Origin of the sequence: Collinsella sp. AM18-10, from assembly GCF_003471585.1 — a bacterium.
Classification (GTDB): Bacteria; Actinomycetota; Coriobacteriia; order Coriobacteriales; family Coriobacteriaceae; genus Collinsella.
Window position 1 is genome coordinate 128,631 of record NZ_QRJO01000002.1, and the last position, 10,956, is coordinate 139,586.

Sequence of the window (10,956 nt, forward strand, 5' to 3'; positions counted from 1 at the left end):
CCATGCATTTCGAGGACGTAACACAATTTGGTAAAAGATGCCTTGCCCCGTTGAGCGATGAATCGTTTGATAGCTTGATTTACTACCTTAAAACCCGTAAACGGCTGAATCTGGCAAATCCTCGCACGTATACGGAGAAGCTCCTGTACATCAAGCGAAACGACCACAACCCTTTGATGACGGTCTGCGCCGACAAGTACAGGGTAGGGGAGTACCTGGCACAATGCGGTTGCGTTTCGATACAGAAGCGCATTTACGGTATTTACCAAAATCCATACGAGATTGATTTGAAAGAACTCCCGGATAGGTTCTTCCTCAAATGCAACCACGGGTCACGGGGAAACTACCTCGTAGATTCGAGCACAAGGGGGGACTTCCCCGCCATGCAAAAAGAACTCGCCTCAATTTTGAAGAGAAATTACTACTGGCAATCTCGCGAATGGGCCTACAAGGAGATTAAGCCTTGCGTTATCTGCGAAGAAGCATTGCTTGATAGCCAAGGGTCTCTCCCGGTGGACTACAAGTTCTATTGCTTTAACGGCAAAGTGGAGTACTTCATGGTCTCGATTGGCGAGTACGAGCATCACGCGAGGAACCATAAGTTCGGACGGGATTGCAGAAGTGTTGATTATAAGTTTAAAGCTGCGCCTACGCTTCCCGAGTCGGAAATCGTGCTGCCTGCCAACATTGACGAGATGATTGCCATTTCTGAACAGCTTGCGCAACCGTTCAGGCACGTGCGTGTCGACCTTTATGACATCGAGGGTCGGATTGTTTTTGGTGAACTGACGTTTTATTCGAATGGTGGCTTCGTCTGCATACCCAATGAAGAAACCGAGCTCGAGCTTGGTAACCTTCTTTCTATAGACGGGTTGGCCAGAAGGTCGAAGAGCAATGAGTAGCCCGAAGATTTTGGTCATGTCGACCAACGGTATATTGAAAGACGGAATCACTTCGTGGCTTGTAAGCATCTTTGGCGCCATGAATCTTGAAGGATTGGAAGTTTCAACCATCGCCTTCGAAGGTACAAAGCCAAGGATCATTGAAGAGGTCGAGGCTGCGGGAGTCGAGGTAATCATTCTTCCTCACCGACAACGTAACGCGAAAGCTTATTATCGCGAGTACAAGCACCTCCTTGCAGACAGGCATTTCGACATTGTCCATGTGTGCTGCAATAGCGCTATGGCAGCGTTCGAGCTGGCGGAGGCTAGAAAACGTGTTGTGAGAATGCGTATCGCGCATTCTCGCAACACGATGTGTTCACATCGTGTTGCGAGTTTCCTTTTAAATCCGCTGTTCCAGGCGAGCGTGACAGATCGCTATGCATGCGGAATCGATGCGGGCAAATGGTTGTTCGGGAACAGGCCGTTCACCGTCATACCCAACGGGAAGGACCTGGCTGCCTACGCTTTCTCCCCAGAGGACAGAGAGGCGTCGCGAATAGAGCTCGGGCTGTCCGAGGGCGAGGTTGCCTTTGGGCATGTCGGCGGGTTTAACGCGCAGAAGAACCACGGCAAGCTCCTCGAGGTCTTCGCCGAGCTTTATCGCCGCAACCCTTCGCGGCGGCTATTCCTCGTCGGCGAGGGGCACCTGATGCCCGAGGTCGAGGAAAAGGCCGGAGCACTCGGTCTCGACGGGGCCGTGCGGTTCCTGGGCCGCCGGGACGACGTACCTAGGTTGCTCAACGCGATGGACTGCATGGTGTTTCCCTCGCTGTACGAGGGATTCCCGAACGTTGTCCTGGAATGGCAGCTGAACGGGCTGCCCGTTGTCATGTCCGGCGCGATTACCGATGAGTGCGCCATCACGCCGCTCGTGTCGCAGGTTGCTCTGGCTGCCTCGCCCGTCGCGTGGGCGGATGCTGCAGAGCGCGTCATGGAGGGTCGTAATCGCGTGTCGGACAGCTGTGCGTCCTGCGAAGTCGCCAAAGCTGCAGGTTACGACATTAAGGAGAATGCGGCGATGCTCCGCCGGCTGTACTTTGAGGGAGTTGAGAGATGCGGCTAGTCAAACTGTTCAAATGGTCCTCGTGCGTCGCGCGCGTTGCGGCTACGAAGTCGAGACTTGGGCGCAGGCTGCGCCTACCGCATGGCGGCAAGCCTGTGTACCTGGGACGCCTGCGCGTCTTGTGCGGCGCACCGCACTTGAAGGCGGTGGCGTAGATGCCGCTGCTGAAGAAGTTCAAGAAGCTCAATCGCGAGACTGTGCGTCTCAAAGTGCGCAACGATTTTTGGCTGCCCAGGACCTGCAAAGCCCGCGCGAGGGGGCTTGAGGTGGACGGCTTCACCATCATATCCAACAACTGCTGGGGCGGCACGATCTACGAGAGCTACGGCATGCGCAAGGACACGCCGACCGTGGGGATGTTCATCATGCCGAGCGACTTCGTGCGATTCTGCGCCGATCTTGACCGCTACCTCGCTGAACCGCTGGAGTTCATCTCGACCGATGAGTCCAAGTGGAAGGACGTGCTGGGCGAGAAGGACAACTGGGGAACCTACCTTATCGGCCTCATCGGCGACGTAGAGCTGCATATGCTGCACCACCACGACGAGGCGACCGCCCGGCGCAAGTGGGAGAGCCGCGTGAAGCGCGTCGACCATGACAGGCTGATCTTCAAGCTGAACGACCAGAACGGGGCTACCGAGGAGGACCTGCTGGCCTTCGACGTGCTGCCGCTTGAGCACAAGCTCGTGTTCGCGGCCAAGGAGCACCCGGGCGTGCGGTGCTGCAGGCGCATCCGCTGTCCGAGGGGCAGCGAGTTTATCCAGGCGTCGTGGGAGCCCTTCGGCGCGAATCGGTCGTTCAACGTGACCGAGTACATAAACGGCTGCTTCGGCGGCAGATAGGACCTCAAGAGGAAACGTGACACTAGAGAATCGAGACATCATATTCGTGAGCAACGCGCTCGCCAACGGCGGTGCGGCGCGCGTGATTTGCGTGCTGGCCACAGAGTTCGCCGAGTGTGGCAGGCGCGTGGGCATAGCCGTGTACAACGAGCACGACGGGGAGTACGCCGTGGCGGAAGGGGTGCAGAAGGAATACGGGCCACAGGGCTCGGGCACCGCGACCAAGGCGCGCCGCATCGCGTGGCTGCGCGGCGTGGCGAGGCGAAACCCCGGTGCCTGCATTGTGGCGTTTGAGTATTTCGTGAACATGCAGGCTGTCGTCGCGTGCGCGGGGCTTCCCAATCGCTTGGTTATCTCCGAGCGCAACGACCCGGCACACGTGGGAAGCGGCGAGAAGACCGACTGGCTGCGCGAGCGCCTGTATCGCCGCGCCGACATGCTGGTGTGTCAGACCGACGACGCAGCGGCTTACTTCTCCGACAAGGTGCGGAAGACCGTCATCATGAACCCTGTGAAGGAAAACCTGCCCGAGCCGTTTTACGGCGAGAGGCGGCATTCCGTGGTGTGCTTCTGTCGCCTTGAGAAGCAGAAGAACCTGGGGATGCTGCTGCGCGCGTTCGCCGAGTTCTCGAAAGCGCGTAGCGATTGGACACTGGAGATTTACGGGGACGGTTACGAGCGCGAGGCGCTCGTTTCGCTTGCGGCTGAGCTCGGTATCGGCGAGAAGGCCTTCATCAAGTCTGGGCGCCAGGACGTGCACGATGTTGTGCGCGATGCCGGGATGTTCGTGCTGCCCAGCGACTACGAGGGGCTTTCAAACTCGATGCTCGAGGCCATGGCCCTTGGGTTGCCCGTTGTCTGTACTGACTGCCCCTGCGGCGGTGCACGCATGGTCATCCGCGACGGTGAGAATGGACTTCTGGTGCCCGTAGGCGATGAATGTGCGCTTGAGATGGCGATGGCGCGCGTGGCGGATGAAGACGGGCTTGCGCAGCGGCTGGGCACCAATGCCGTTGGTGTATGTAAGCGGCTCTCGGCGGATGTTATTGCGAAACAATGGGGCATGGTGATCTGGGAGTGAGTAATGCTATGCAAACCGCAACTGCTACCCGGAATATAACTAGAGACAGAGGACTTCTCGCTCGTGTTCGAGTGAGCGATGCTGCATTGGCGTTTTTCATTTTCACCACGGTCTTTTTCAATGAGGGCGAACTCGTTAGTGTGGTTTCCAAAGTCTTTCTACTTCTAGTCACATTATTTGAGTGCGTTATGAAAAGGAAGTCTCCCTTCAATGGTTTTACGGTAGCATGTTTAATATTCTTTGCCTGGAGTGTTGCCTCGCTCTCTTGGTCGGCGGTTCCCTCGGAATCAGTAGCGAGAATCAAGACATTCTTTTATCAATTGGTTTGCTATGGTTGCGTATCTGCGTTGGTGATTGATGATAAGCAAGCGCTTAAAATATCGTTAGTCGCATTTTCCGTTTCTTCAATCGCCTCAGCTGCCTATGTTCTAGGTTTTCAAGGTATTAGATTTACGGACAACCGATATGTGGATGGGTCTGTGTCCTCCGGGCAACTTGCGCTCTGCATTGCTTTTACCATGCTCCTATGTATATACGAATGGAGAAAAGCCCGACAAGGCGGGTACATAGCATTGCTGGTCGTTCTGTCCTTGGCCCTTTTGATGACCTCCGCAAGACGCGACTTCATTATTCTCCTTGTGTTCCTTGTGATCTTTAGCACACTGGGATCGGGCGATATTCGCAAACGAATCGTGCTCTTTTCAATTTGTGTTCTTGTTGCAGTCGGGTTGTTGCATGCCGTCCTGAACATAGATTTCCTTTATCAGTATCTCGGTCGAAGGATTGAGTCGTTTCTGCAATTTGCATTTGCGGGCGGTGCCGGAGATGCGAGCACAGAGGGGAGAGCGCGCCTTATCGAATACGGCTTGGATCTTTTCCGCAGCTCGCCGATGCTGGGGAAGGGCGTCGGCTCGTTCGAGGCGTTGTTTTCCACAACACACGGTTCTTGGCAGACAAGTGCAGATAACAACTACGTTGAGCTTTTGGCCGACCTAGGGATCCCCGGATTTCTAGCTTATTACGTACCTTTGGTCGTATTTCTTGTTCGCCGTTTGAGGGGAATCACCTCGGCATCAATAGATGTCCAGTTTGCCGTATCTGGCATTATCGCTTTTGCAACAATTGATTTTGCCTGCGTCTGGTTCTTCTCGAAGTGTGGAATGTTACAAATCCTTTTTTTCTATCTTATGGCGAAATCTGCGCTTTCCGAAAAACGCATAGAGGAGCCTGTTTCGCATGGCAACATGGTTTTGTGATGGAGCTCAATAAGATGAACGAACTTGCCAAGTTGATTAAAAATCCTTACGTAGTCTTTAGGCTGCCAAAGCTGCAACAGCGGATGCGTTTGCTTCCTGACGCTGTTTATCTCAAATTAGTTTATAGAGCGCGGATTGGACGTCCGCTTAACCTCAATAGCCCAAAGAGCTTTAACGAAAAACTCCAGTGGCTGAAGCTTTACGACCGCAACCCTCTTTACACTAAACTTGTGGACAAGGCTGAGGTGAAGCCCTGGGTGGCCGAGCGCATCGGCTGGGAGCACGTGGTTCCCACCCTGGGCGTGTGGGACTCCTTCGACGATATAGACTTCGGCGCGCTGCCCGAGCGCTTCGTGCTCAAGTGCACGCACGACTCGGGCGGGCTGGCCATCTGCCGCGACCTGTCGACCTTCGACATGGCCGCCGCGAGGCGCAAGATCGAGCGGTCACTCGCCAACAACTACTTCTGGTCGGGCCGCGAATGGCCCTACAAGGACGTGAGGCCCCGCATAATCGCCGAGGAGTACCTTGACCCCGCAGGCGAGCAGGTCGGACTCACCGATTACAAGGTGATGTGCTTCGGTGGGCAGGCTCGTTGCGAGTTTACCTGCACGGGGCGCGCCGACGGCAACCTGCATGTTGACTTCTTCGACACCGAGTGGAACCACATGCTCTTCACCAGGCATTACCCCAACGCCGACGTGCCTCCCGAGGCGCCTGAGCGTCTGAAGGACATGGTGGCCATGGCTGAGCGCCTTTCGGAGGGTATGCCCTTCGTGCGCGTCGACTTCTATGAGGTGGCTGGTCAGTACTACTTCGGTGAGATGACCTTCTATCCCGGTTCCGGCATGGAGGAGTTCGATCCCGAGCGTTGGGATGAGGAGCTCGGCTCCTGGATAGAGCTGCCGGAACTTGATTAGCCGTTTGCTTTAGGAGCTTTTATGATCATCTATTCCCTCTACCATGACGAGAGCATGGCCTACCCGGAGGCAGGCGCGCCGTTTAGGCCCGGCGAGGCCTATCCCGAGTATCCGTTCGGCGCCGACTGTGCTTCACCGAACGTCAATGCCATCTACGCTGGCGTGCGCGAGACGCTGCGCTTGGCTGGCCTGGACGCCGAGAGCTACGGCACTGCGGCTTGGAATCCGCTCGGAGCCTACATCGAGCCCGGTATGTGCGTACTGGTGAAGCCGAACCTGGTGATGCATGAGAACCCGACGGGCAACGGCACCGACTGCCTGTACACCCATCCCTCGGTCGTTGCCGCCGTCATCGACTACGTCGTGGTTGCGTTGAAGGGAAAGGGCACCGTCGTGCTTGCCGATGCGCCTATGCAGTCGTGCAACTTCGACGCACTGGTGGGGCAATCCGGGCTTAGTGAGCTGGTGTCGTGGTACCGCTCGCGGGGCGTCGACATCGAGCTCAAGGACATGCGCGGGCTGAAGTCCGTGAGCACCGCCGCGGGGCTCGAGCAGGAGCTCGTGGAGGACGCGACGGGCAAGGTCATCGACCTGGGCACCGACAGCTGCTTCGCGGGACTTCCCAAGGAGCGCATAGACGGCCTGCGCATCACCAACTACGACCCGGCCGAGTTGAAGCGACACCACACGCAGGACAGACACGAGTACTACGTGTCCTCGTGTCTTTTGGACGCCGACGTTGTGGTGAACCTGCCCAAGGCCAAGACACACCGCAAGGCCGGCGTGACCGGCGCACTGAAGAACATGGTGGGGGTGAACGTGCGCAAGGAGTACCTGCCGCACCATTCCAACGGCTCTGCGGCCGAGGGATGCGACGAGTACGAGGGGGCTAATCTGTTCAAGCGTCTTATGGATGATGCGCTTGATGCGGGGAACAGCATGCTTGCACAGGGGCCTTCTTGCGCAAGGAGGATTCTTGCTTATTTGGCTAGAGGATTCCGTTATCTTGGGAAAAGGACGGCGCCTGATGCTTATACCGAAGGCAGCTGGTTCGGCAACGACACCATCTGGCGCACCGTGCTCGACCTGAACAAGATCGTCTTCTTCGCCGACAGAGACGGCGTCATGCGCGACGAGCCGCAGCGGCGCATGGTGGTGCTGTGCGACATGGTGACGGTGGGCCAGGGCGAGGGACCGCTTCTACCCGAGCCGGGCGAGTGGCACATGCTCGCCTTTAGCGACGACCCGTGCGTGCACGACGTCGCCATGACGCGCATGATGGGCACCGACCCCTCGATCATCACGACCGTGGGTAATGCTCTGGTCTACGACGGGCCTTACGCCTGGCGCGACGCGGGCGGCGAGCTGCCCGCGTGCCGCTCGAACGATCCCGCGTTCGACGGCGTGCGCGTCGACGGGCTGAATGAGGACATGCGCTACAAGGCAAAGCCGACCTCCGGCTGGGCGGCGCGCTTCGCCAGGGAGGTGCACATTGCCTGATTCCGAGGAACTGCAGAAAAAGTCTGCCGGCGCGGCCAAGTGGTCGCTGACAACCGAGGTCATTGTCAAGATCATCTCACCGATTTCGCAGCTCGTCCTGGCCAGGTTGCTGGCGCCCGAGGCGTTCGGCATGGTGGCCACGGTCACCATGGTGGTGAACCTAGCCGACATGTTCTCGGACGCCGGGTTTCAGAAGTACCTGGTGCAGCACAGCTTCCGCGACAAGGAGGACCTGCACGCCAACGCCAACGTAGCGTTCTGGACGAACTTCGGCGTGTCCGTGGCGCTGTGGTGCCTGATCGCTGTGTTCAACGACCCAGTCGCCGCCTTCGTGGGCAACCCATCGCTTGGCTTCCCACTCGCCGTAGCCTGCCTCTCGCTTCCGCTGACGTCGTTCTCGAGTATCCAGATGGCGCTTTTCCATCGCAGCCTCGACTTCAAGTCGCTGATGCCGGTGAGGCTGGCGTCGACCCTGCTCAACTTCGGCTCCACGCTCGCGCTAGCGTTCATGGGGTTCGGCTATTGGTCCCTCATCGTGGGCACATTGGCCGCGAACGTCGTCAACGCCGTGGGGCTGACGCTACTGTCGGAGTGGAAGCCCGGGCTCTTTTACTCGTTCGACCTGCTGAAGGCCATGTTTTCGTTCAGCGGCTGGACGCTGCTGGAGTCGTTTGCCATATGGCTCTCAACTTGGGCTGGCACCTTCATCGTGGGCCACTTCCTGGGCGCGACCGAGCTGGGCTACTACAAGACGCCCATCACCTTCGTGAGCGGGTGTTTCAGCATCGTCACGAACGCGACGACGCCTATCCTGTTCTCGTCGCTTTCGCGCCTGCAGTTCGACCGTGGGGAGTATGTCGCCTACCTGCGGCGCTTCCAGTTTGTGGTGGCGCTGTTCCTGGTGCCGCTGTCTGCGGGCATCTTCATCTTCCGCGAGCCGCTGGTGGCGCTGCTTTTGGGTGACCAGTGGGGCGCCTCCACTTTGATGTTCGGTCTGTACGGCCTAGTGCAGGGGCCGATGGTCCTGCTCTCCTACTACAGCAGCGAGATGTATCGTTCGCTCGGCAAGCCTCGAGTGTCGATGTTGGTGCAGGTGCTGTTTCTCGTGCTGATGACGCCGCTCATGACCGTGGGCGCAATGCGGGGCTTCGACGCCGTCGTTTGGGCCGACACGGGTTCTAGGCTCATCCTGATAGCCATCAACCAAGCGGTCACCCACCTCGTGGTGGGCCTTTCGTTCTGTCGAACGGTATGGGCGCTCAAGGAACAGATTGTGTGTACGCTGGCTATGTGCGCGTTCGCCTGGCTGACCTATGGGCTTGTATCCGACAGCTGTTCGGGGGTCGCGCTGGACATCGTCGGGTGTATCGTCGTCTACTTCGCGGCGTGCCTTGTGCTTCCTAGAAGTAGGGGCGTGCTGCTGAAACTGGTCAGGGGCGATGGGTTTAAGCTGCATTGAAGACTCACAGTGAGTATTTGCTCGCTTGAGCACTGTTGAATATCGCGAAACGGCACCGCCGATATCGCGCCTGGGCACCGGGGCCGACACTGCCCCCGGTGCCTTTTTATTGCTATCGGCCTATCCGCGGCGCTGCCGCATGTTGGCCTCGCCCATGTCGACCCAGACCGCGTTGTGCACGATCCTGTCCATGATGGCGTCGGCATGCACCCCGCCACCGAGCCTCGGGTGCCAGTCCTTCTTCTTGAGCTGCGTGCAGAAGACGGTCGAGGCGGTGCCGTACCTCAGCTCCATCAGCTCCAGCAGCATCGACCTGAACTATGTGTTCGGCTTGTCCAGCAGCCACTCGCCCCCTCGTGGCCACCAGTACGTTCTGGACGCTGTGCTTCGAGACGCGGGCGGTGCGGGCGATCGCGGATCGCGTCGAAAATGTTGGTGTAAGGGTGGCACCCTAGCGCTCGTTTAACGAAGAACGGCCTTCGTCCTAGAATCTGAAATCACCACAACAACAGGTTCTAGGAAAGGACGAAGACCGCTATGGAAATCTTATCAGACCCGACGCCGGACATGCTCGCCATGCCCCGTTTCGATGACGGCGCCATCGACATGCAGGAGCTGCTCCGCAGACTCGCCGAGCAGGTCGTGAACGCCGTGATGGACGCCGAGGCCGACCAGCTCTGCGGTGGCGGGGCGAACAGCCGAAACGGCTACCGCGAGAGATCGCTCGCCACCTGCGTCGGCACGCTGACGCTGCGCATCCCCAAACTGCGCTCCGGCAGCTTCTTCCCGGAGGACGTGCTCGAGCGCTACCAGCGCGTCGACCGCGCCCTCGTTGCCGCCGTCGCCGAGATGTACGCCACGGGCACGAGCACCCGCAAGGTGCAGAGGGTGGCCGAGAAGATGGGTGTCTCCAGGCTCTCGAAGGACCAGGTGAGCGCAATCGCCTCGAGCCTGGACGCAGACATCGAGGATCTGTGCGGAAGGCCGCTCGACGGCTCGCCGGTGCCCTACGTCTGGCTCGACGCGACCTACGTCAAGTGCCGCCGCGAGGGGCGCGTCGCCTCCACCGCCGTGGTCACCGCCATCGGCTGCGATGCGGGCGGCTGGAGGCGCGTCCTGGGCGTCGACGTGGTCGACACCGAGTCTTACGACTCGTGGCTCGCCTTCCTGCGGGCTATCCGCTCGCGCGGGGCGGCGGGCGTGCGGCTCGTCGTCTCGGACGCCCACCCGGGGCTCGTCCGGGCGCTCGGCGAGGTCTTCCAGGGCGCCGCGTGGCAGCGCTGCGCGGTCCACCTCATGCGCGACTGCATGCGCGAGGCCGGCTCCTGGCAGCTCAGGCGCCGCGTGGGTAGGATCGTGTCGCAGGTGTTCCGCGGGCGCGACGCCGCCACCGTGACGGCCATGTACCACGCGGCGTGCGACATGCTGGCGGGGTGCTGCCCGAGGGCGGCGGCTGTGCTGGAGGAGGCCGAGCCCGACGCGCTGGCCTACCTCGACTTTCCGCCGACCCACTGGAAGCGCCTGCGCACCAACAACGTGCAGGAGAGGACCAACCGAGAGATAAAGCGCAGGTCGCGCGTCGTGCAGGTGTTCCCCTCCACAGGGTCGCTGGTGCGGCTCGCGGGCGCGGTCATGTGCGAGCAGGACGAGATATGGCAGGAGTCCCGGTACTTCTCGGAAGTGAGGATGAACGAGCTCTACGATGACGGTCGCACTCGGGGAATCGACGGTCACGTCGATTGGGCGCGGCTTGAGGCGGAGGCCAGGAAGATGCTCGAGGCCGGTCTCGAGCTTGCGGACAGGGTCGAGGCGGCATAGGATATCAACCGTATTCCAGATTGCAGGACGCAGGGCCGACTCGCTTCGAATCGGGCGCTACACCAACTTTCTC

The 10,956-nt window shown here is 59.2% G+C and carries 10 protein-coding genes; 9 read left to right on the forward strand and 1 reads right to left on the reverse strand.

Annotation, left to right across the window (positions count from 1 at the left end; genetic code table 11):
* Positions 1-2: 2 nt before the first annotated feature.
* The 8 genes from DW211_RS02600 to DW211_RS02635 all read left to right on the forward strand — a co-directional run bounded on the left by DW211_RS02600 (position 3) and on the right by DW211_RS02635 (position 9,065).
* Positions 3-902, forward strand: a complete 900-nt coding sequence (locus DW211_RS02600; protein WP_118259054.1) for an ATP-grasp fold amidoligase family protein — start codon at positions 3-5, stop codon at positions 900-902.
* A gap of 16 nt (positions 903-918) precedes the next feature.
* A complete protein-coding gene (locus DW211_RS02605) occupies positions 919-2,007 on the forward strand; it encodes a glycosyltransferase (RefSeq protein WP_304999785.1) in 1,089 nt (362 codons plus the stop codon).
* Between the two features lie 155 nt (positions 2,008-2,162).
* The gene (locus DW211_RS02610) at positions 2,163-2,849 is read left to right on the forward strand and encodes a DUF1919 domain-containing protein (RefSeq protein WP_118259057.1); all 687 of its coding nucleotides are present in this window, start codon (positions 2,163-2,165) and stop codon (positions 2,847-2,849) included.
* 16 nt (positions 2,850-2,865) lie between these two features.
* A complete protein-coding gene (locus DW211_RS02615) occupies positions 2,866-3,930 on the forward strand; it encodes a glycosyltransferase (protein WP_147357232.1) in 1,065 nt (354 codons plus the stop codon).
* A gap of 8 nt (positions 3,931-3,938) precedes the next feature.
* Positions 3,939-5,186 carry an O-antigen ligase gene (locus DW211_RS02620; RefSeq protein WP_158568469.1) on the forward strand — a complete coding sequence of 416 codons (1,248 nt, stop codon included), beginning with the start codon at positions 3,939-3,941 and terminating at the stop codon, positions 5,184-5,186.
* A gap of 83 nt (positions 5,187-5,269) precedes the next feature.
* Positions 5,270-6,106: an ATP-grasp fold amidoligase family protein gene (locus DW211_RS02625; protein WP_233540933.1), complete on the forward strand. Its 837-nt coding sequence runs from the start codon at positions 5,270-5,272 to the stop codon at positions 6,104-6,106.
* A 21-nt stretch (positions 6,107-6,127) separates the two neighbouring features.
* Positions 6,128-7,606 carry a DUF362 domain-containing protein gene (locus tag DW211_RS02630; RefSeq protein ID WP_118259060.1) on the forward strand — a complete coding sequence of 493 codons (1,479 nt, stop codon included), beginning with the start codon at positions 6,128-6,130 and terminating at the stop codon, positions 7,604-7,606.
* Positions 7,599-9,065 (forward strand): lipopolysaccharide biosynthesis protein, encoded by a 1,467-nt coding sequence (locus DW211_RS02635; RefSeq protein ID WP_158568470.1) that lies wholly within the window; start codon positions 7,599-7,601, stop codon positions 9,063-9,065. The genes DW211_RS02630 and DW211_RS02635 overlap by 8 nt, the downstream gene beginning before the upstream one ends.
* Positions 9,066-9,185: 120 nt before the next feature.
* Here the strand turns inward: DW211_RS02635 and DW211_RS10190 are convergent, their stop codons facing one another.
* Positions 9,186-9,374, reverse strand: coding sequence for an ATP-binding protein (locus DW211_RS10190; protein ID WP_199576658.1), 189 nt, complete (start codon positions 9,372-9,374; stop codon positions 9,186-9,188).
* Between the two features lie 228 nt (positions 9,375-9,602).
* Between DW211_RS10190 and DW211_RS02645 the strand changes: the two genes are divergently transcribed.
* Positions 9,603-10,883: an IS256 family transposase gene (locus tag DW211_RS02645; protein ID WP_118259063.1), complete on the forward strand. Its 1,281-nt coding sequence runs from the start codon at positions 9,603-9,605 to the stop codon at positions 10,881-10,883.
* Positions 10,884-10,956: the final 73 nt, after the last annotated feature.

Excerpts from the sequence above, each read along its gene's own strand:
- DW211_RS02600 (WP_118259054.1), top strand. The coding sequence starts at position 3 with ATGCATTTCGAGGACGTAACACAATTTGGTAAAAGATGCCTTGCCCCG.
- DW211_RS02605 (WP_304999785.1), top strand. The coding sequence starts at position 919 with ATGTCGACCAACGGTATATTGAAAGACGGAATCACTTCGTGGCTTGTA.
- DW211_RS02610 (WP_118259057.1), top strand. The coding sequence starts at position 2,163 with ATGCCGCTGCTGAAGAAGTTCAAGAAGCTCAATCGCGAGACTGTGCGT.
- DW211_RS02620 (WP_158568469.1), top strand. The coding sequence starts at position 3,939 with ATGCAAACCGCAACTGCTACCCGGAATATAACTAGAGACAGAGGACTT.
- DW211_RS02625 (WP_233540933.1), top strand. The coding sequence starts at position 5,270 with ATGCGTTTGCTTCCTGACGCTGTTTATCTCAAATTAGTTTATAGAGCG.
- DW211_RS02630 (WP_118259060.1), top strand. The coding sequence starts at position 6,128 with ATGATCATCTATTCCCTCTACCATGACGAGAGCATGGCCTACCCGGAG.
- DW211_RS10190 (WP_199576658.1), bottom strand. The coding sequence starts at position 9,374 with ATGCTGCTGGAGCTGATGGAGCTGAGGTACGGCACCGCCTCGACCGTC.
- DW211_RS02645 (WP_118259063.1), top strand. The coding sequence starts at position 9,603 with ATGGAAATCTTATCAGACCCGACGCCGGACATGCTCGCCATGCCCCGT.